Source organism: Candidatus Binataceae bacterium, from assembly GCA_035294265.1.
GTDB lineage: Bacteria > Desulfobacterota > Binatia > Binatales > Binataceae > DATGLK01.
Window position 1 is genome coordinate 46,606 of sequence record DATGLK010000103.1, and the last position, 20,272, is coordinate 66,877.

Genomic DNA, 20,272 nt, shown 5'->3' on the forward strand with positions numbered 1-20,272 from the left:
GCGAAAACGTCGGCTCCAAATCAAACATCAAAATCTCCTACCGCCCGCGTAGGGCTGCCTCTTCTTTTTAGCCGCCCGCGCGGCTAGACTTCGTGCCTATCGGTGAGAACTTACCGGCCGCCAACTTCGAAGATTTTCAATAGTATATTTATGACAGAGCAAATAAACCCTTATGCTCCCCTGATTGCCATCGTCACTCTAATTTTGGCAGTTGCGAGTGGTGGAACATCGCTCCTGGCTTCCACCATCGACAAGGGGGGCAACGCCTTGGACCATCGCTTGGTCTCGTTTATTCAGGAACGCTTTCTTATCGCTAGTCCCGATCGGATTAAGCTTGACGGAGCGCAACCCTCGCCCTTTCCCAAGCTCACGATGCGCCCGGTCACGATGGTTGGCGATCGCGGCAAGCAAGTCCGGTTCGACCTGTTCACCCTACCTGCCTCCAGCAAGGTCCTGATGGGGCAATTGCTCGAGCTGGGCAAGAACGGCAGCGAGGACCAACGCCTACTTGCCGCGCTGCGCGACAAATTCCATCTACCCGCCGCCACCCAGGTTGATTTCACCCCCGCTGTTCCCGCCGATTTTGGCGGTCTCGATCGCCGTCAGGCCAGCGCGCCCGGACAGCAAGGGCACATGGACATTTACATCAACCCGGCCCAGACCTACGCCGTGGCCGGCCAGCTCATAGATCTCGACGGCGACCCCTGGAACAAGGTTGATCTCTCCACCCTTCACTTGACCGACCGCGCAACGCTGGGGCCGGCTGACGCGCCGGTCACTGTCATCGAATTCGGTGATTTCGAATGTCCCTACTGCGCGCACGCGATCCAAACTGTCGAAAACGCCGTGCAGAACACCTATAGCGGCAAAGTCCGCTTGATCTTCAAGAATTTTCCGCTGCGCGGCCACGCCTGGGCCCAGCCTGCGGCGATCGCGGGAGAATGCGTGCGCGAACAAAATCCTGCGGCCTTTTGGGACTACGTCCACGACATTTACCGTGATCAATCCTCCATTAACGCCGATAATTTTTCCCAGCACCTCGATCGTTTCGTCAGCGACCATCAGCTCGATCCCCAGATCATGCACGCCTGCGTCATGGGCGCTCAGGCCGAAAACCAGGTCGAGCAGGACGTCGCCGACGGGCAGCGAATCCACATTGCTTCCACCCCAAGCTTCTTCGTCAACGGCATCCCGGTAATTGGCGACCGCGACGCCGCGACCTTCGATTTCGTGATTGATTCCGCCCTTGGCACCAAGGGCTCCTGAATCGGCGCGGTTAACGCGTTCAGGGCGCGGAGGGAAAAGGCTGCGGTGGAAACGGCGCCGGAGCCTGCGCGCCCAGTTGCGCCAAACCGGCAACCGCTTGCTGGCGTTGGCTGGGCTCGGGCGAGCTGGCTAAGAAGGCGTCGTAGGCGCCGATTGCAGCCTGTCTCTTACCCTGCGCCGCCAGCACGCGGGCTTGCGCTAACCGCGCATCGACGGCGGCCGGGCCGCTAAGATTGGCCGCGGCGCTATAAGCCTGCTGTGCGCCGGATAGGTTCCCCATCTGCTCGTACACTACGCCCAGGTTGAGCAACGCGAGCTGGCGGAAAGAAGATATCGTCCCTTGGTCAGCATAATTGACGAGCTTATCGCGTGCCTGGGCCAATTTTCCTGCTTTTAAATAGGTCAGCCCCAGGTACAAGTTGGCCAGTCGACCGATCTCGCTGTGGGAGCGCTGCGCCGCAAGTTGCGAGAAAATCGCTTCGGCTTGGCTATACTGCTTCCCATCCAAAGCATGGAAACCGGCGTAAAACAGCTGTGCCGCGCGCGCCGTGCGTACTTGCTGATAATGGTAAACCGCAAACCCGCTCGCCGCCAGAACCGCCAGCACGGCCGCTCCCAATGCTACTTTTTGGATATGGCGCGCCACGAAGTCCTGGACCTCGCTGGCAAACACCATGAATTCGTCGGGCTGCTTGAGTTCTTTGCGACTGATGTGGTGGCGTTGAGTTTTGCTGCTTGACGGCATGAGGTTAGCCGCCGGGCCGCTGCGGCACCGGCGCCAGTAAGCTACATCTTATACTTGAAGTCCTCGGGCGACATCTTTTCCAGAATCTCCGCCCACTTGTCACGTGCCACTCCGGCCAGATTGCGATCTTTGGAGTCGCCCTCGACATTGGGTTGCTGCAGCTCGCTGGATACCTCGAGCACCTTTTTGGCTACATAGATCGGAGACTTGGTGCGCAGGGCCAGGGAAATCGCATCGCTGGGACGCGAATCCACTTCTACGACCCGCCCCTCGCGAGTCTTGATCAGGATGTGCGCGAAATAGGTGTTATCGCGCAGCTCGGTGACCTCCACTGCGTCCACGCTGCCCCCAAGTTCGCTGAGCAGATTGCGCAGCAGGTCGTGAGTCATCGGGCGCTGCGGCTTGATTCCTTCCAGCTCGGTGGCCATCGACGCTGCTTCCAACAAGCCAATCCAAATCGGCAGGTTCAGCTTGTTGTCCGGATCCTTGAGGACCACGATGGGCGTCTTGGTGGTCGGATCCAGCGTCAAGGCGCCAACCGTCATTAAAATGAAATCTTCTCTATGGCCGGCCATGATCTAACCTGCGACAACCTGAGCACTCTTCCCAGTCTAGCGTCATTGTGGACCAAACCTCCGCCGACCGTCAACCAAGCGGACGTGCCAACGGCGCTCAGGCGGCCACTAAACGGTCGACCACGCGGTACAGCTGGTTGAGATTACGACATTCCTGAACCACGTCGCACCATTGCCCATAGCGCGCCATCTCGCTGTCGCCAAAGCCCCAGGTATGGTGGCTCTCCGGGTTGAGCCAGATGAGTTGGCGGGCGCGCCGGCGCACCTCGCGCAAACACCAATCGTTGACGGCATTGTAATTGTTGCGCGCATCGCCCAGCACGATCACCGTGGTCTTGCGAGTAATCGCCTCCAGATGCCCTTCCACGAAGAGCTTGAATGCGCGCCCGAAGTTGGAATGGGCGTATACATTGATGATCTCGCCGCTCAGCGCCGCCGCCATTGCCTCTTGCGGTTGGTGATCGCGAAAGTAGGCGGTGACTTCGCCGATTTCCGCGACAAACACAAAGCTACGCACCCGCGAATAGAGATCCTGCAGAGCGTGGACAAAATGCAACATGAAACGGGAGACATTGCGCACCGAGTCCGAAATATCGCACAGCACCACGATTTGTGGCCGCTCGCGCCGACGCCGGCTGAACACTAACTCAAAAGGAACCCCACCCCGGCTTAGGTTGCGCCGCAAGGTGCGCTGACTGTCAAAACGTGTTCGCCGCGCCCGCCGTCGCCGTAGCGCCACCACATTGCGTAGGCGTTGGGCCAGACGGGTAACCGCGGCATTCATCTCCGCCAACTCCTCGTCGGTCAGATAGGCGAAACTTTTCTCGGCCAATTGCCGTAGCCGCAAGCGCTCGCTGCCGTGGGGCTCGCGCCGCGCCCATTCGCCGCTGACGTAGCGACCGATTATTTCCTCTAGCGCCCGCATTCGCCGGCCGACATATTCCTCCCACTGCGCCCGCCCATCCACCCCTTCCAACCGTGCCACCATTCTCGCCAACGCCAGACGCAACTGCTCGATTCCCAACGCCCCGGACAACGCCGCCCCTAGATGCGCTAATTGATCCGCTCCTTCCGCGCGCTCCAGCGCGATGCGGGTGACTGCTTGGCGCAGCAGCTTTTCCACCCGCCCGCTATCGTCGCGCAACAGTGCCCATCCCAACTCCGGCAGGTCCGCGCGGTACCGAGCCAGCAGTTGCTCAATCTGCTCCAGGAATTCCTGAAACTCGCGCTCGCCTTGGGCCGTAGCTGGCCGCGCCGCCTCCGCGGCACTTTTGATGACTCCACCCAACCCGCCAAAATACAGTTCAAAGAATTGGTCGAATAGCGGTTCATCAATCGCGCGCTTGACCATCGTGGCGCGCAGCGCCTCCCGGAACAGCTCTCGCTCTCCAACTCCCACCAGCGCACAAGCGCGGACCGCTTCGATAAGCTCGCTCACCGAGACGCGGACACCATTGCGACGCAGCAGACCGGCAAACTCAACCAGTTTGTCTTCCATGGCAGCGCCGCCGCTCTAGCAACAGGGTGTCGAAACAGCCATTCTGGGCGGGATTGTCACGCTGCTTAAAACAGCTCTTTGCATAAAACCTGGCCGCTTTCCCCATTCTGCTTTCGTAAAGGGAGATAAGAGGGGCACCCGACTGCGAGGACTTTTTTTCCGTGGCCTCTAGTTGAGCAAATCCTTGTCGTCGCTACCTTCGCTGCGTCCCGCTCGCGCCCGCTCCAAGTAAGACTTGAGTTCATGCTGGGCCTTGCGCACGTCCCCCTCGTACTTGACGATCGTATCGAGGGTCTCCGCTACCAGCCCTTCGTCTAGAGAGTTCACATTGAGCAGGGTCAGCGCGCGAATCCAATCCAGGGTCTCGCTGATACCCGGCAGCTTCTTGAGCTCCAGCTTACGTAGCCCCTGCACCATCTGAACCACCTGCCGGCTCAAACCCTCCGCCGCGCCCGGCGCCTTGAGCTTGACGATGCGCAATTCCAGCTCGGCGCTGGGAAAGTCGATATATAGGTGCAGGCAGCGGCGCTTGAGCGCGTCGGACATTTCGCGCGCGTTGTTGGAAGTCAGCACCACCAAGGGGATATGGCGCGCTCGCAGAGTGCCCAGCTCTGGTATGGTGACTTGAAAATCGGACAGTAGCTCGAGCAAAAAAGCCTCGAACTCGCTGTCGGCTTTGTCAATCTCGTCGATCAGCAGCACCACCGGCTGCTCAGAGCGCACCGCCCGCAAAAGCGGTCGTGGCACAATGAAGTGTGGGGAGAAGAATACTTCGTCCTGGGCCGCGATCCGCTCTACCGCCTCGGCCAGCCCGCTCGCACCGGCCACAATCTCGCCGGTCTTGTCCTTAAGAATCTGAGTGTAGAGCAGTTGCTTGGCGTATTCCCATTCGTACAAAGCCTTGCTTTCATCCAGCCCCTCGTAACATTGCAGGCGTATTAGCGGGCGGGCCAACGCGCGCGCCAGCACTTTGGCCAATTCGGTCTTGCCTACTCCGGCCGGACCTTCGACCAAAATCGGTTTTTCCAAGCCTGCCGCCAAATAGACCACGGTGGCCAAACGAGCGCTGGCGATATAGCCGGCGCCGGCAAAGCGTTCAATAACTTCTTGGATGGAACCGAACATCGCCCCTCCCAGCTCCCTGGCGTAAACCGACCGGCTGGCTCATCGATTCTATATGTGGAGCTCCTCCGGTACCAAGTGGCCTAAAGTGAAGCGCGCACGCGTCAGCGCGCTTGCGTCCAGCGCCCCGTAACTGCCACGCACGATTAGTTCGGCTATCGCCTGTGCCGCGCCCCAGGATTGCATCACGCCGCGCCCGCTGAACGAGTGCGCCTCATAGACCCGTGCGCAGACCGGGCCGACAATCGCACTGCGGTCGGGACTGACGGCGTACAGGCCCGCCCACCCGCCTACATGTCGTAGCCGTTCGCAGCAACTCATGCGGGCGTACAGCCGCGGCCAGATCTCGCCCATAAAAAACTCCTCGCCATCGTAGCGAAAGGAGTAGCCCGCCGGTTCCTCAGGCGGCGAGTAGCCGGCCAGAATATGGGTTCCTTCGTTGTGAAAATACAGGCCCGAGGTATCCACGATCATGCCGTACGCCGCCAAATCGGTGAGTCGATTATCAATCAGGCAGACTTGGCGGCGCACCGCTTCGCTGGGAGTCTCCACACCCAACAACTTCAAAAGCTGGGGCGACCACGCACCCGCTGCGATAATCAGCCGCTCGGCGCGCAACTCAATTTTGCGCCCCGCCGGCTCCTGCGGCCTGCCCTGGGGCGCCAGCAAGCGACTCAGATCAGCGTCGGACAGCGGCTGCGCTGCCTGCCAGCATTCAACCCGTACCTCGTCGCCTTCAAGCGCGATGTTCTCCACGAACATCCGATCCAGGTAGCGCGCTCCCAAAGCCCGCGAGCGCGCGCGGTAATGCTCCTTCAACAGGTTGGAATTGATCAGTCCGTCACGCGGCGAGAAGGTCGCGCCCGCGATCCCCTCCACTCGATCGATTTCCGGTACCCGCTGCGTCACCTGCGCCGCGGTCAGGGTCTGGATCGGATGGCCCAGCTCGCGCTGTAGCGTCAGATGCGCACACGCCTTGCTAAAGGTCCGCTCGTCGTACAGCCACAGGTAGCCCCTTTGCCGGAAACCTACCTCACTCGCGATTTTTTCGTAATACTCGATCGACGCCCGGCACAGCGCGATATTGACCGGTTGCCACCAAGTCGCGCGCACCCCACCGGCGTTTTTTTCGCTCGAGCTCAGCCGCCCCGCCAAATCGACGTCGATTACCAAGCAGCTCATCCCCCGTTCGCCCAAGGCCATCGCCAACGCGCTGCCGATAATTCCCGCTCCGACAATAAGAGCTTCCTCTCGGATGGCCATACCTGCAGGCTATCACGCCCGCTAGCCGTGGCGCAGTCCGCCGAGCCGGATCTTCAGCTCCGCTCGCGCCCGGCCCGCTCGTGGTCCAGCATCGCGCGCCGCCCGCCCAGGGAGAAGCTGTAGGCGATCGCGCGACTGATATACTGTTTAGCTTGCTGCACCGCTTCCAACCCATCCGCGCCGCGCGCCAGGTAGGCCGCAATTGCCGCTGAAAACGCGCAGCCCGTACCGTGAGGATCGACTCCTGGCACCCGCAGTGCACTCAGCTCGTGAAAGCTTTTGCCATCGAAGTACAGGTCAAGCGCAGGCTGCTCGCCCCCCAGATGGCCCCCCTTGATCACGATTGCGTGTGGCCCCATCTCATGAAGCACCCGCGCCGCCCGGCGCATTCCTGCCATGTCACTCACCGGCACTGCGCTGAGCAACTCGGCTTCGGCGAGATTGGGCGTAAGGATCGTCGTCAGTGGCAGCAGGCGCTCGCGCATAATGGTTTCGCCTGCGGGTTCGCTAAGCCGCATCCCGCTGCTCGAGACCAGCACCGGATCTAGGACGATCGGCCCCAGCGCTTGTTCCTCCAGCGCGCGCGCCACCACCTCGACTACCGCCGCATTACCCAAGGCACCGAGTTTGACTGCACTCACGGCACACTGTCCAACCGCGGCTTCTATCTGAGCCCTAACCAACTGCGGCTCAACCGATGCCCAAGTATAGACCCGATCACTATCCTGGGCTGTGATCAGAGTAATTACCGACAAGCCATAGACTGCAAGCGAGCTCAGGGTTTTTAGATCCGCCTGGGCGCCGCCCCCCGCGCTCGGATCGCTTCCGGCGATACTAAGTACGCAAGTTCGAGGCAGGCGGGTCGGGCTGGCGCTCATCGGCGACATTTTTCCCAAGGCGTCATCACGTAAATTTATCATGTTTTCCCGCTCGGTGCGTCTGATTGCCGATGCGGCTGTCAAGTGTTTTGATGTCTTGAGAAGTTGCAAGGTTGACTTGATCAGGTTCGGAGCGCGAGCGTATCTTGCCCTCACAGGATGCCGAGAAACCCCGTCCGGGGCGACCGTACGCTTGAAAGCGCCCCTTGGCGTGGGGCTCTCGACCTGCAAAATGGCTTCTTCCTCCTTATCTTTTTGCCCTGACCGGGGTGGATTAGGAGGAATGCGGGCCACGAAGAGTTTGGCTGCTACCAACTGGCCTACCGCGGGCGCGGTGTGGATGGTTTATGTCGATACGCGGCGAATCGGAATTTCTTCACCTGCCCTTCCAGGACAAGCTGGATTTTCTCTACGGCTTGCCCGCTCGCCACAAGCGCGACCTCATTCTGTCAGCGCCCGAAGCCGAGCAGCTGGTGCGCTCCTTCGCCCCCGAAACGCTTTTCTATACGCTCAAGGAAATTGGCAGCGCCGATGCCGGCGATCTGCTTGGCTTGGCCGCGCCCGAGCAGGTCAAAGGCCTGTTCGATCTCGACTGCTGGAACAAGGACCGGGTTAATTTCGCCCGCATGCGCGAATGGATCGAAGCGATGGCCGAGGGCGGCCGCCGTCATCTGGCCGAAGCCGTGATGGAACTGGATCTGGAGCTGGTGGCACTGCTTCTGCGCCGCTATTTGCGGGTCCATCGCCTCGACGAAAACCGTAGCGAATTCGATCTTCCCTCTGAGCAAGTAGTACGCTTCGACGAGCAATACGCGGTGGAATTTATCCGCCACGACAACATCCTACCTCTGCTTCAGGAATTTCTCGAAGAGGCCTTCGAGCGCGACTACGATTACTTCAGCAATCTGTTGGACGAAGTTTACTGGGGTATTGACGCCGAACTGGAAGAACAGGCCTATCAGTTCCGCCGCGCCCGCCTCAACGACCGCGGCTTTCCCGATTTTTTCGAGGCCCAGCGCGTCTTCGCCTACATCGACCCGGCCCAGTTCGAGCGCTTACGACATGACTACGCCCCACCCGATCGCGAGGGCGACACCTTGGAGTCCGAGGCCTTGGACACCGCGATGGTGGCGCCCGGCACTGCCGATGGGTCGCTCTTCAACGCCGCTCTGACGGCTGGCTTCGCCGCTCAGGGCAAGCGCCAGATCCGCACCGAAATCGCGCTGGTCACCAACCAGGTGCTGGTCGCCCGCAATATCGACTTCGGCGACGCCGAGGCGGTGCGCCTGGCAGTCGAATCCACTCACCATTATCTCAATCTCAGCCTCGAACACCTAGCCGGCGGTGATTTGCGCACCGCGATCGACTACCTGCGCAATACCCATCTCCATCTGCTCTTCCGCCTGGGGCTCAGCCTTACTATCGACCTGCGCAAGCGTGCCGAGGCTTTGCTGCGCGCCTTGGGCCTGACTCCCGGCAAAATCACCAGCGTGCCGTATCTGGATTCCCCCTACCGCGAGGCGCTGGAAGGTTTTCTGCGGCCTGCTCCGCTCTACTTCTCGGGGCTCGACGGCGAGGGCGCGGTCGTGCTGCGCGACTTCCGCGACATGCGCGATCTACATACTGCTCACGGTATCCTGGAACAGCTCGAACAGCTCCCCGCGCTCTTCTCCCGGCTGCTCGCGGTCGACCTCGCCGCGGCCAATTTTCGCGCTCAAACCGCCGGCCGCGACATCCGGCTGAGCCAACTCCTGCTCACCGCCTTGGTCAATCAGGCCTTGGACGGCCGCCTGTCACCCCAACCCATCCTCGCCTCCCGCTTGGGTGTGGTGCGTAACCGGATTATGACCGGTGATCAGCCCGCCCACCTGGCAGCCGGCTTTCGCGCCCTGGTTAACGAAAGTGTGACCGCCCATCTCGACGCCGCCACCGCTAAGCGCAGCGCACCCTACATCAATTCCTGTTTGAGCCTGCTCGAGGACGAGTTAACCGAATTACCCGCCGCCACGCCGCCAGACCCACGCTTTATCCGCGCTCTTTTGCTCCGTCAGGACTGAATGTGGCCCCGACAAGCGCGGCGCCAAGCGCAGCGGCGGCATCCTTGTTGCTTACGCGTCACGCCGGTTGCCAAATTCAGCGAGCGGCGATTGCCCGCTCTGCACTAGAGTGGGCTAGGAATACAAAATCTTCGACGCCAATCGATTACGTCAAGCGGCGTCCGATCTAAGCCAACCGCAGTTTTCACAACTGCTTGTGAAGATTTTTTCGGCGGCCGGCGTTAGGAAAACATCTGCGGCTCGCGGCTGTTAAGGATACTCAGCCCGCGATAGACGTACTGCAAGCCCGAGAGCGCGGTCATGCAGACCGTGGCATAAATCAAAACATGCCAGGGCACCCGGTGATGTGCACTCAGCGGCCATTCTAGCAGAGCCGCCACGATACAACCCAATTCCAGCACCGTGCATATTTTGCCCGCATAGCTGGGCCGTACCGGAATGCGCTCTCCAATGAAAAACGCGACCATCAGATAGCCGAAGACCACCACAACGTCGCGCAAGACCACGGCACCAAGCAACCAGCCCGGAATCAACCGTTCGATCGCCAGTACCACAAAGGAGCTGAGGAGTAGGAGCTTGTCTGCAAAGGGATCAAGAAAGGCACCCAGCTCGGTACGCGAGCCGCCCCAACGCGCCAGGGTCCCGTCTAGGCCATCGGTCAGTGCAGCTGCCAGAAACAGGATCAGTGCCGCTTCCAAGCGTCGCTTTTCCAACAGAGCCAGGAAGAAGGGAATAGCCAGAATCCTGCAAAAGGTCAGGAAGTTGGGTAGATTCAGCAACTTGCGGCTTAGCGCTACTCCGCCGGCCGTGGCTTGTGCGCGCACCAATGGAGCCTTGGAAGTCACGCTCCTCCTAGCTTGCCGCCTGACCCGCCGCCTTGCGCAGCCGCCCGGCCATCGAATGGGTGACCAGCGCCCGCATCCGCACTCCCGTGGCGTCATACTCTTCGCTCAGCACCTTGCCTTCACGGCGTGCTGCCGCCACCAGATCGCCTCGACTGACAGGTAGCGTCACCTCTACTTCCTCGCTCAAGCGGGTGAAGAATCTCGCCACCAACGCTCGCAGATCGTCAATCCCCTGCCCGCTCAGCGCGCTGATCGAAACCGCCTGCTCCCGGTACAGCCACGGCGTCGTAACCGCTCCCAAGTCGGCCTTGTTGAAAACCATCAGACGCGGGGTCGTACCCGCCCCGATCTCATCGAGCACCCCTTCGACCACCTCAATCTGCTCGCTTAGGCGCGGCGAATTGCCATCCACCACGTGAAGCAGCAGATTGGCCGTGCGCACTTCTTCCAGGGTGGCCTTGAAGGCCTCGATCAGCAGATGGGGCAGGCGATCGACAAAGCCCACGGTATCGCTGAGCATCACGCTGCTACCGCCGGGGAGTTTCAGACGCCGAATGGTCGGATCCAGTGTCGAGAACGGCCGATTGGCGACCTCGACCTGCGCGCTCGTAAGCGCATTCATCAAGGTAGATTTGCCCGAGTTGGTGTAACCCACCAGGGCCACTGCGGGATAGGGCACATCCAGGCGGCGTTGACGCTGCAAGGCACGGGTCCGCGCTACTTCCTTCAGTCGTCGGCGCAAGCGCACCAGCCGCTCGCTCAACCGGCGTCGATCTATTTCCAGCTGGGTCTCGCCCGGTCCGCGACTGCCGATCGCGCCCCCACCTAATCGCGACAGATGGGTCCATTGCCGCGTCAAGCGAGGCTGCAGATAGCTCAGTTGAGCAACTTCGACTTGTAGCTTGCCCGCCTGAGTGCGCGCCCTTTGCGCGAAAATATCCAAGATTAGCTGCGTGCGATCTATCACACGCACATTGAGTTCGCGCTCCAGGTTGCGCGCCTGGGCCGGGGAGAGGCTCTGATCGAATATTACCAGGTTAGCTGCGCGCTCGTTGGCCAAGTCGCGCAATTCCCTCACCTTGCCGGCGCCGATCAGGGTGCGTGGATCGATCTCCTTGAGGCTCTGAAACAGCTTTCCTGCCACTGTCGCACCAGCGCTTTGCGCCAGTTCACCCAGTTCCAACAGCAAATCCTGGGCTGCGCCGCGAGCATCACCTGCCACCGCCACGCCCACCAAAATGGCCCGTTCGTGGCCTCTTGCTAATGCTTGGTCGGGCAGAAACCCTCCTTCAGACGATAGGTTCACTCAGTCGCATCCTATCAGAGCGGTGCCACCGAAGGGGAGCCAGTTTGTTGACCGCGCAATTGCACCGCGCCGGGTGCCAGCAACTGTTCCACTTCGCCGACAAAGCTTTCGGTCGGCGCGACTCGAAAGTCATTGCCAAGCAAAAACACCGCTTCCCGCACCGCATCCAGCTCCAAATGCAGATATATCGGACAGGCTCCGCCGTGACGCGCTAGCAGCGCGCGGAACCCCGAGCGCGAGGCCGCGCTCTCCAGGCGCGCCTTGGGCGCTCGGATGTGCACCTCACGCACGCTCTCAGCCAGGGCCTGGGTCAGGGGTTTGAGCTCGTCCAGTAGGATTTGTGCACGCTCCTCGCCGATATCCAGCTTGCCGCGTGCCACTACCGGCTCGCCGCAGTGGATCGCCGCTTCGTTGCGCTGATAAGTCTCGGGCCAGGCGATAATCTCAACCGCCCCTTGAAGGTCTTCCAAGGTGAAGGTGGCGTAGCGCTTGCCCTGCTTGTTGTTCTTGAGCTTGAGCGATTGCACCACGCCCACCACCGCGACCTGCTTGCCATCGGGTACGCTGGCCAAATCTGCGCAGGTAAGGTCGGTCAAGCGGCGAATGTCACGCTCGTACTTGTCCAGCGGATGGCCGGTGACGTAAAAGCCCAACGCCTCTTTCTCCGCCGCCAGCCGCTCTTTGACCGTCCACGGCTTCACCGCATGACGTGGGGCCCGCGCACTGACCGGCAAACTGCCGAACAACCCCATCTGGTTGGCCGCAACCGCCTCACCCTGGCGTTGGGCTGCCCGCAGAGCTTCGTCGATCTCGGCCACGCTCTCGGCCCGTTCGCTGCCGGTGGAATCGAACGCCCCGCATTTGACCAGCCCCTCCAACACCCTGCGATTGACCTGCTGCGGATCAACTCGCACGCATAGCTCGGACAAGCTGGTGAACGGCCCTCCCGCCTCGCGCGCCGCGATTATCGCCTCGGCCGCCTTCTGGCCCACCCCGCGAATCGCGCCCAACCCGAACCGAATCCCCTCCGGCGCCACCGTGAACTTGAGCCGGCTTTGGTTGACGTCAGGAGGCAGTAGCTTTATCCCCATTTCGCGCAACGCCGCGATATTCTTGTAGGTCTTGTCGACGTCGTCCATTTCCAACGAGGTCAGGGCGGCCATGAATTCCTGCGGATAATGGGCTTTAAGGTAAGCGGTGGTGTAGGTGGTCAAGGCGTAGGCCGCCGCGTGCGAGCGGTTGAAACCGTAGGAGGCGAAGGTCTCGATCTGTTCGAAAATGCTTTGCGCGGTGGCCGCATCCACACCGTTGGCGCGTGCCCCCTCGATAAAGCGCGCGCGCTCCTGCTCCATCACATCTTTTTTCTTTTTGCCCATCGCGGCGCGCAAAATGTCGGCCTGCTCCAGACTGTAGCCCGCCAGCGCCTGCGCCACCCGCATCACCTGTTCCTGATAGATGATCACGCCGTAGGTGTCCTTCAGCACCTCCTCGAGCAGCGGATGCGGGTACTTGACCGCCTCCCGGCCATGTTTACGCTCGATATACGGCTCGACCATTCCGGCGTCCAGCGTGCCGGGTCGGAACAGTGAAATCGCGGCGATTACGTCCTCGAAATTGGAGGGCTTGAGGTCAGTCAGGAAGCGGCGAAAGCCCGAACTCTCCATCTGGAACACGCCCACCGTGTCGCCACGCGCCAAAACTCGATAGGTGTCGGGATCGTCCAGCGGCATCCGCTCTAACTCCAGCGCCGGCTTGCCGTTCTCGACGATCAGCTGCAGCGTGTCCCGAATCATCGTCAGGTTCTTGAGCGCCAGGAAGTCAAACTTGATAAGCCCGATGTCCTCGATGTACTTCATCGAGTACTGGGTGATCGCCGGCGCCCCTTCGCTGCGCTCCTTGTCGGCGTACAGCGGAACCATCTCTTCCAGCGGGCGATCGGCGATCACTACCCCGGCGGCATGGCGCGAGGCATGCCGCAGCAGCCCCTCTAGTTTGAAGGCGAACTCAAACAGCTCGGGATGGCGCTCGCGCTCTTCGCGCAGCCGCGGCTCCATCTTTAACGCCTCTTCCAAGGGGAAATCTCGCCCCTGCTTGGGCGCGGGATAAAGCTTGACGATCCGATCGGTCTCGGCGAACGAAAGCCCCAGCACCCGGCCCACGTCGCGAATCGCCTGTTTGCCCTTGATCGTGCCGAACGTGATGATCTGGGCCACTCGATCCTCGCCGTATTTGGCCCGCACATAATCGATCACCTGGTCGCGCCGTTCGAAACAGAAATCCACATCGATATCGGGCATCGACTTGCGCCCCGGATTGAGCCAACGCTCAAACAACAGCTTATGCTCGATCGGATCCAGTTCCGTGATGTACAGCGCATAAGACACCAGGCTGCCGACCACCGAGCCTCGCCCTGGCCCCACCGGTATCCCGCGCTTGCGTGCGAAGTCGATAAAGTCCGTGACGATCAGCATATAGCCCGAGAAGCCCATCTCGCGAATCACCGGCAACTCGCGCTCCAGTCGGGCCCAGTACGGAGCTTCGTCCACCGCGCCGCGCCGCGCTTTAATGGCTTGCAGTCGTCGTTTCAGTCCCTCGCGCGTGCGCTCCTCCAACAGCTCGTCCAGATTCCGCTCGGCGGGAGCCTCGTAGCGAGGAAAATGGAACTTGCCAAACTCGAATTCAAAATCCACCTGCCGCGCGATCTCCAGGCTGTTGGCAAGCGCCTCGGGTAGCTCGGAAAACGCCGCCGCCATCTCCGCCGGGGTCTTGACGTAGAGTTCGTCGGTGTCGAAGCGCCAACGACTTTCGTCGGCCAGGGTCTTGCCGGTCTGAATGCACAGCAAGACTTCGTGGGCACGAGCGTCCTCACGATGGAGGTAGTGGCAATCGTTGGTGGCTACGACGGGCAAACCGACTCGGCGCGCAATCTCAAGTAACGCTTCATTATAAGGGCCGTGCAGTTTGTTATCTTGCAGCTCGATATAAAAACGGCCCGGAAAAATCCGCGCGTACCAGCGCGCCACTTCCAGCGCGCGCTCGGTATGACCGGCGCGCAACGCGCGCGCCAATTCGCCCGACAGGCAGCCTGACAACGCGATCAGCCCTTCCGACCATTCGGCCAGAATTTCCTTGTCGATGCGCGGCTTGTAGTACAAGCCCTCGCGATAGGCCGCCGTCAGCAGGCGGCAAAGGTTCTGATAACCCTGGCGGTTTTGCACCAGCAGGATGAGATGGTAGTTGCCACCCCCATCGACGTCGTCGGCCTTGGGGGTAAGCGTACGGTCGGTGCGCTTGCCCGGCGCCAGGTACGCTTCGCAACCGATGATCGGCTTGATCCCACGTTCCACCGCCTTGCGGTAGAACTCTACTGCCCCAAACATGTTGCCGTGATCGGTGATCGCCATTGCCGGCATCGCGCTGCGCTTGGCGTAGTCCAGCAGCGGCGCCAGCTTGTTGGCACCATCGAGCAGACTGTACTGGGTATGGACATGTAGATGGGCAAAACTCATAGCCACCCCTCCCGCGCCACTGCCACCTCGTCCGCGATAACACGCCGGCCGCGCCTACCGTGGCGCGGCCCAACTTCACGATCGTTCTTCGCCCCCATCGCGGGCGGCCTGCTCCTAACCCTTCTTGACCGGCGCCTCGCTGGCCGCCACCGCGGGCGCACCCTCGGCTGGGGCCGCTTCCGCTGCTGCCTCGGCCGGAGCGGGTGCCGCTTCGACCGTCGGCGGCAACACCGTTACGATGGGGTAATCGGTGTCGTACAAGGCCCGAATGTTGGCACCGAATTTGAGTGCCGAGACGTGGATCGCCTCGTGAATGCCGATTTCAGTCACATCCACCTCTACCGCCTCGGGGATCTCCAGCGGCAGACATTCCACCTCCACACTCCGCTCCAGCGGCTGCAGGATGCCGCCGTCGACCACCCCCTTGGCGCGACCTGAAAAACGCAGCGGCACCGGCACCCGAATCTTGGCGTTGAGATCGACCTCATAAAAATCGGCGTGCAGCAGCCGTCCCGCCAGCGCGTCGCGCTGGACCTCCTTGACGATCACATGGCGTCCGTCCAATTCCGCGGAGGCCGACTTCAAACGCAGCAGCCGCTGGCTGGTATTGCCCAACGCTCCCGCCTTTAGCCCCGCCGCTGCCACCGCGAGCGCGATGGGGCTGCGCTTGGGCCCGTACATAACGCCCGGCACTTGCCCCCGCCGGCGCAGTTCGCGCACCGCACCGCGCGTAGAAAGCGCGCGCGGCTCACAATTCAGTTCCAGTGTTTCCATAACTTCCCGCTCGGCGCCTGGGCGCCAAATTAGTTGAACAGCGAGCTGACCGATTCCTCATTATGAATCCGACGCAGCGCTTCCGCCAGCAGACCGGCGATCGACAGCACCCGGATGTGGCGCAGCTCGGCCTGCACCTTGGCCCGCAGCGGCACCGTGTTGGTGGTAATCACCTCAGCGACCGCGGAGTGGTTGAGCCGCTCGCAAGCCGGATCCGAAAGAATCGAATGGGTGGCGGCCACGATCACTTCGGCCGCGCCCGCCCCAACTACCACTTTGGCCGCTTCGGTGACCGTGCCGGCGGTATCGATCATGTCGTCCACCAGGATCGCGGTGGTATCACGCACCTCGCCCACCAGTTGCATCTCTGCCACTTCGCTGGCCCGCCGCCGGCGCTTGTCGATAATCGCCAGGTTGGCATTGAGCCGCCCGGCGAAAGCCCGTGCCCGCTCCACTCCGCCTGCGTCGGGCGACACCACCGTAATCCGCCGCCCCTCATGCCGCTTGCGCAGATAACCTATCAGCACCGGCATGGCAAAGAGATTGTCCACCGGAATGTTGAAAAAGCCCTGGATCTGCCCGGCATGCAGATCTACCGTCAGCACTCGCGAGGCGCCCGCCGTAGTCAATACATCAGCCACCACTTTGGCACTGATCGGGACGCGCGGGGCTACCTTGCGATCCTGGCGGGCGTAGCCGAAATAGGGCACCACGGCGGTGATCCGCTTGGCCGAGGCTCGCCGCAAGGCATCCATCAATAGCAGCAGCTCCATCAGATTGTCGTTGGGCGGAGCGCAGATCGATTGCAGGACGAACACGTCACCCCCGCGCACGTTCTCGCGCACCTCCACCATCACTTCGCCGTCGGGAAAACGGCCTACTTCCGCCGCCCCCAGTCGCACCCCAAGCGCTTCGCAAACCTCGCGCGCCAACGCCGGGTTGGAATTGCCGGTGAAGACTTGAATTTCGTCCTTTGCCCGCTCAGGCATGATGTTGTCCGCAGCCCTTCAATGTCCTTGCCTCACAAGTGGCTGGGCGGGAAGGATTCGAACCTTCGAATGCCAGGTCCAAAGCCTGGTGCCTTACCAGCTTGGCGACCGCCCAGCATGCCACATCTTTACGCGACTGCGGTTCCCGGTTGGGCCCAGGGTCTTTCGACTCGATCCAAGATACCGCCTTTGGACCGCTCTGCGCGACCCGTTGCTAACCCCGCCGTGGCGCTGCCTTGCGGCGTCCGTGCCGTCCCACTCATCAAGGAATGTTGGGATGTTACGGACAGGGAATGATGTTGTCAATTATGAGCTATTACGCCATCACCATGCGCTGATTGGCGGCGCCTGCTCGATCACCTTCGTTGCATAGCAGCGGATGCCGTGCCCCACCCTCGCCATTCGCTGTGCCACGAATTCTGCGTGCTCCGGATCGCGGCACAAGCCAAAGACCGCCCCTCCACTACCCGACATCAAAGCGCCCTGCGCCCCACATTCTTTGAGTTTCACTTTAAGTTCACCGATGATCGGATAGCGCTCCAGAGCGGGCCCTTCCAAATCGTTGACCAATAAATTGGCCCATTCTCCTCGCTCTAGCTCCAGCCTGGCCGGCGCAGCTCCGCTCCAATGCTCGCGCCGCAAAGCCCCATAAATTTCGCGGGTGGAAACCTCGCACGGCGGCACCACGACCACCAGGGCGAGTTCCATCCCCCATCCCAGCGGCTCGACCAACTCCCCGATTCCGCCCACTCGCGCCGGCCGTGGCTCCAGAAAAAACGGCACGTCCGCACCCACCGCCACGGCCGCTTCGGCCAGCCGCGTGGCGGTCACTGGCAGCATTTTGGCTAACAGCCGCAGTACCGCGCCAGCATCGCTGGAACCGCCGCCCAGCCCCGCGCCCACCGCTATCCGCTTACGCAGTTCGATTTCGACCCCTATCCGCTTGGTCTCGCCGCACAGACGCTGGGCCGCCCGCACCGCCAGGTTGCTGGAATCGCGTGGCAACTGCGGCCAGTCGCAGCGCAGCGTGATTTGCCCAGGGTCGGCGCTCACGCGCACCGCCACCTCATCGTAAAGCGCGATCGGCAAAAAGACCGAGTCCAATTCGTGATAGCCGTCCGGGCGCCGCCCCGTCACGCGCAAAAACAGATTGATCTTGGCTGGCGCCAGGACCGTCAACCCGGCGGTGGTCATGAGGGATCGAGCCGCTGGGTCACGGCTCGACGGGTGTCATGCCGAATCGCCGCCAGGCAAGCTAGCAGCCCCAAGATCACACCGGCGGCAAACAGTATTCGTCCGGTCAGATAGACCGCGTGATAAAAATCCATCTGGGCCGCGGCGTACGACACGTTGCGCCGATTTTGAATCAGTGGCGCCAACACCGCATCATCACTGCGTGCATCCAGCTCGTCGAAATTGCGATACTGTTCAGTCGCCGGCCGAACTTGCAAAAGCTCCAGCTTGCGCCGGTACTGGGTGGTTCCATTGAGCCCAACCAGCCAGTTACCGATTCCCAGCAACATCATGACCAAGGCGGTGACTATCCGCCAATTGCCGTAAAAGTCCGGAAGCTTCATCCAAAAGGTTCGCCGCCCGCGCCTGGCCCGAGCATAAATCCACGCCGCCGATAACTCAACGCGCCGCTTGCCGGTTGCCGTCAGGGCAGCGCCGCGTCTATGATGGCGATAGCTGTAGGCGCGCCAATAGGCACGCAGGCCAGCTCCAACATGACGCCATCCCCGCAACTCGCCACCCCTGCGCTTGAGGAACTAGAGCGGCGTTTTCGCGCCGGCGATAAATCCGCCTTGGCGCGCCTGATTACGCTGATCGAAAACCAGGACCCCAGGGTCGGGCAATGCATGGAGCGCCTATATCCCTCGGCTCGCCGCGGCCATGTCGTGGGCATCACCGGACCGCCGGGTGCGGGCAAGTCCACGCTGATTAATCAACTGATCCAGACGATGCGCGGGGGCGACCAGCGCGTCGCGGTTCTCGCCATCGACCCGAGCAGCCCTTTTTCGGGCGGCGCTCTGCTGGGCGATCGAGTGCGGATGACCGATCATTATCGCGACGAGGGCGTCTTTATCCGCAGCTTGGCTACACGCGGCGCCCCCGGCGGCCTCAGCCTGGCCACTCGTGAAGTCGTTCGGCTGCTCCAAAGTTTCAATTTCGATCGTATTCTGATCGAGACTGCGGGCGTAGGCCAGACCGAACTGGCTATAATGGACGTTGCCGAGACGACCGTGGTGGTGATGGTCCCCGAAAGCGGAGACGCCATTCAGGTCATGAAAGCAGGTTTGCTGGAAATCGCGGACATCTTCGTGGTCAACAAGGCTGACCGCGAGGGCGCGGCGCGCTTGCGTACCGAATTGCTGGCCGAAGCAGCTCTGGGACCGGCGCGGCCATGGCAACCGCCTGTGCTCTTGACCCAGGCCAACCACGGCCTCGGCCTGGAACCGCTATTGGAGGAGATCGACCGCCATCGCGACTTCCTTCGCCACGCCACCTCGTGCGATTTCAACGAACGCTGCGCTGAGGAATTCTCCGCCGCAGTCCGCGCAACCTCCACTCGCCACGTGACGCAACTGCTCGCCGGGGCTCGCGCTCGCGGCTTACTCGACCAGGTCCGCGTTGGCCGCCTCAATCCCTATGCCGCGGCTCGGCTACTGCTGCAAGCAGTCGCGAACGAGGAGAGTCCAAACGATTGGCATGCCTAAGCCCGCCACAGACGATCGCCTTCAAGCCCGCGGCCGACTGTTCGCAATCGGCGACATCCATGGCTGCCCCGACGAGCTCCAGGCGGTGCTGCGCGCGGCTGACCCCTGTGCCACCGATACCGTGGTTTTCATGGGCGATTACATCGACCGCGGACCGGCTTCGCGTCAAGTTATCGACCTCCTGCTGGAGTTCGCTCAAGGCGCCCATCGCACGGTCTTTCTCAAGGGCAACCACGAGGACATGATGCTGTCTTTTCTCGGTCTGCCCGGACGCTACGGCGATTCCTTTCTTATCAACGGCGGCTTCACCACTCTGCAGAGTTACGGCTTGAACGAAGCCGATTTGGACGATACTCGCGCCCGCCTGCCTGCCACCCACGTCGAGTTTCTGTCCCAGTTGTCCACCAGCTATCGGCACGATCGTTTTCTGTTCGTTCACGCTGGGATTTCTCCGTTGCACTCGCTGGCCGAGCAGGACCCCGAGGACCTGATGTGGATCCGCCAGGAGTTTATCCTAAACCCCCATACCCTTGACCTGACCGTGCTCTTCGGTCACACCCCAGTGCGCGAGGTCCTGCTTGATCTACCCTACAAAATTGGCATCGACACCGGCTTGGTCTACGGCGGTAAGCTTACCTGCCTGGAACTGACCCAGGGGGAATGTCTGCAAGTCTCGCGCGGCAACCTCAAGGTTAAACGCCATCGGTTGACCCTGGCCTAAGTACTGG

At 61.5% G+C, this 20,272-nt stretch carries 17 protein-coding genes and 1 tRNA gene; 4 read left to right on the forward strand and 14 right to left on the reverse strand.

What is annotated here, in order from left to right; genetic code table 11:
- The first annotated feature begins 150 nt into the window (after positions 1-150).
- Positions 151-1,266: a thioredoxin domain-containing protein gene (locus tag VKV28_16235; GenBank protein ID HLH78353.1), complete on the forward strand. Its 1,116-nt coding sequence runs from the start codon at positions 151-153 to the stop codon at positions 1,264-1,266.
- Between the two features lie 19 nt (positions 1,267-1,285).
- Here the strand turns inward: VKV28_16235 and VKV28_16240 are convergent, their stop codons facing one another.
- From VKV28_16240 to thiD, 6 genes are all read right to left on the reverse strand, one after another.
- Positions 1,286-2,011 (reverse strand): tetratricopeptide repeat protein, encoded by a 726-nt coding sequence (locus tag VKV28_16240; GenBank protein HLH78354.1) that lies wholly within the window; start codon positions 2,009-2,011, stop codon positions 1,286-1,288.
- Between the two features lie 41 nt (positions 2,012-2,052).
- Entirely contained in the window at positions 2,053-2,586 is a 534-nt protein-coding gene (locus VKV28_16245; GenBank protein HLH78355.1) for a bifunctional nuclease family protein, read from the reverse strand.
- Positions 2,587-2,683: 97 nt separating this feature from the next.
- A complete protein-coding gene (locus tag VKV28_16250; protein HLH78356.1) occupies positions 2,684-4,084 on the reverse strand; it encodes a VWA domain-containing protein in 1,401 nt (466 codons plus the stop codon).
- Positions 4,085-4,252: 168 nt separating this feature from the next.
- Positions 4,253-5,209 (reverse strand): MoxR family ATPase, encoded by a 957-nt coding sequence (locus VKV28_16255; GenBank protein HLH78357.1) that lies wholly within the window; start codon positions 5,207-5,209, stop codon positions 4,253-4,255.
- A 48-nt stretch (positions 5,210-5,257) separates the two neighbouring features.
- The gene (locus VKV28_16260) at positions 5,258-6,469 is read right to left on the reverse strand and encodes an FAD-binding oxidoreductase (protein ID HLH78358.1); all 1,212 of its coding nucleotides are present in this window, start codon (positions 6,467-6,469) and stop codon (positions 5,258-5,260) included.
- Between the two features lie 53 nt (positions 6,470-6,522).
- Complete coding sequence (gene thiD / locus VKV28_16265) at positions 6,523-7,389, reverse strand: bifunctional hydroxymethylpyrimidine kinase/phosphomethylpyrimidine kinase (GenBank protein HLH78359.1); 867 nt, start codon at positions 7,387-7,389, stop codon at positions 6,523-6,525.
- Between the two features lie 305 nt (positions 7,390-7,694).
- Here thiD and VKV28_16270 point away from each other — a divergent pair, with 305 nt between their 5' ends.
- Positions 7,695-9,404 carry a DUF6178 family protein gene (locus VKV28_16270; protein ID HLH78360.1) on the forward strand — a complete coding sequence of 570 codons (1,710 nt, stop codon included), beginning with the start codon at positions 7,695-7,697 and terminating at the stop codon, positions 9,402-9,404.
- 221 nt (positions 9,405-9,625) lie between these two features.
- On the opposite strand, the gene VKV28_16275 is transcribed toward VKV28_16270, so the two are convergent.
- From VKV28_16275 to VKV28_16310, 8 genes are all read right to left on the reverse strand, one after another.
- Positions 9,626-10,249 carry a CDP-alcohol phosphatidyltransferase family protein gene (locus tag VKV28_16275; GenBank protein ID HLH78361.1) on the reverse strand — a complete coding sequence of 208 codons (624 nt, stop codon included), beginning with the start codon at positions 10,247-10,249 and terminating at the stop codon, positions 9,626-9,628.
- 7 nt (positions 10,250-10,256) lie between these two features.
- Positions 10,257-11,555 carry a GTPase HflX gene (hflX, locus tag VKV28_16280; GenBank protein HLH78362.1) on the reverse strand — a complete coding sequence of 433 codons (1,299 nt, stop codon included), beginning with the start codon at positions 11,553-11,555 and terminating at the stop codon, positions 10,257-10,259.
- A gap of 14 nt (positions 11,556-11,569) precedes the next feature.
- Positions 11,570-15,064, reverse strand: coding sequence for a DNA polymerase III subunit alpha (gene dnaE, locus VKV28_16285; protein ID HLH78363.1), 3,495 nt, complete (start codon positions 15,062-15,064; stop codon positions 11,570-11,572).
- A gap of 114 nt (positions 15,065-15,178) precedes the next feature.
- Positions 15,179-15,838: a 50S ribosomal protein L25 gene (locus VKV28_16290; GenBank protein ID HLH78364.1), complete on the reverse strand. Its 660-nt coding sequence runs from the start codon at positions 15,836-15,838 to the stop codon at positions 15,179-15,181.
- A 29-nt stretch (positions 15,839-15,867) separates the two neighbouring features.
- The gene (locus VKV28_16295; protein ID HLH78365.1) at positions 15,868-16,827 is read right to left on the reverse strand and encodes a ribose-phosphate pyrophosphokinase; all 960 of its coding nucleotides are present in this window, start codon (positions 16,825-16,827) and stop codon (positions 15,868-15,870) included.
- 39 nt (positions 16,828-16,866) lie between these two features.
- Positions 16,867-16,942: transfer RNA gene (locus tag VKV28_16300), tRNA-Gln, on the reverse strand.
- Between the two features lie 209 nt (positions 16,943-17,151).
- Positions 17,152-18,021: a 4-(cytidine 5'-diphospho)-2-C-methyl-D-erythritol kinase gene (ispE, locus tag VKV28_16305; protein HLH78366.1), complete on the reverse strand. Its 870-nt coding sequence runs from the start codon at positions 18,019-18,021 to the stop codon at positions 17,152-17,154.
- Positions 18,018-18,404, reverse strand: a complete 387-nt coding sequence (locus VKV28_16310) for a hypothetical protein (protein HLH78367.1) — start codon at positions 18,402-18,404, stop codon at positions 18,018-18,020. The genes ispE and VKV28_16310 overlap by 4 nt, the downstream gene beginning before the upstream one ends.
- A 99-nt stretch (positions 18,405-18,503) precedes the next feature.
- On the opposite strand from VKV28_16310, the gene meaB reads away from it, so the two are divergent.
- On the forward strand, positions 18,504-19,544 hold the full coding sequence (gene meaB / locus VKV28_16315) for a methylmalonyl Co-A mutase-associated GTPase MeaB (protein HLH78368.1): 1,041 nt from the start codon (positions 18,504-18,506) through the stop codon (positions 19,542-19,544).
- The gene (locus VKV28_16320; protein ID HLH78369.1) at positions 19,537-20,265 is read left to right on the forward strand and encodes a metallophosphoesterase family protein; all 729 of its coding nucleotides are present in this window, start codon (positions 19,537-19,539) and stop codon (positions 20,263-20,265) included. The genes meaB and VKV28_16320 overlap by 8 nt, the downstream gene beginning before the upstream one ends.
- Positions 20,266-20,272: the final 7 nt, after the last annotated feature.

Coding starts and splice junctions, on each gene's coding strand:
- VKV28_16240 (HLH78354.1), bottom strand. CDS start 2,011: ATGCCGTCAAGCAGCAAAACTCAACGCCACCACATCAGTCGCAAAGAA.
- meaB (HLH78368.1), top strand. CDS start 18,504: ATGATGGCGATAGCTGTAGGCGCGCCAATAGGCACGCAGGCCAGCTCC.
- VKV28_16320 (HLH78369.1), top strand. CDS start 19,537: ATGCCTAAGCCCGCCACAGACGATCGCCTTCAAGCCCGCGGCCGACTG.
- VKV28_16260 (HLH78358.1), bottom strand. CDS start 6,469: ATGGCCATCCGAGAGGAAGCTCTTATTGTCGGAGCGGGAATTATCGGC.
- dnaE (HLH78363.1), bottom strand. CDS start 15,064: ATGAGTTTTGCCCATCTACATGTCCATACCCAGTACAGTCTGCTCGAT.
- VKV28_16290 (HLH78364.1), bottom strand. CDS start 15,838: ATGGAAACACTGGAACTGAATTGTGAGCCGCGCGCGCTTTCTACGCGC.
- VKV28_16270 (HLH78360.1), top strand. CDS start 7,695: ATGTCGATACGCGGCGAATCGGAATTTCTTCACCTGCCCTTCCAGGAC.
- thiD (HLH78359.1), bottom strand. CDS start 7,389: ATGATAAATTTACGTGATGACGCCTTGGGAAAAATGTCGCCGATGAGC.
- VKV28_16245 (HLH78355.1), bottom strand. CDS start 2,586: ATGGCCGGCCATAGAGAAGATTTCATTTTAATGACGGTTGGCGCCTTG.
- VKV28_16235 (HLH78353.1), top strand. CDS start 151: ATGACAGAGCAAATAAACCCTTATGCTCCCCTGATTGCCATCGTCACT.
- VKV28_16295 (HLH78365.1), bottom strand. CDS start 16,827: ATGCCTGAGCGGGCAAAGGACGAAATTCAAGTCTTCACCGGCAATTCC.
- ispE (HLH78366.1), bottom strand. CDS start 18,021: ATGACCACCGCCGGGTTGACGGTCCTGGCGCCAGCCAAGATCAATCTG.
- VKV28_16310 (HLH78367.1), bottom strand. CDS start 18,404: ATGAAGCTTCCGGACTTTTACGGCAATTGGCGGATAGTCACCGCCTTG.
- VKV28_16255 (HLH78357.1), bottom strand. CDS start 5,209: ATGTTCGGTTCCATCCAAGAAGTTATTGAACGCTTTGCCGGCGCCGGC.
- VKV28_16250 (HLH78356.1), bottom strand. CDS start 4,084: ATGGAAGACAAACTGGTTGAGTTTGCCGGTCTGCTGCGTCGCAATGGT.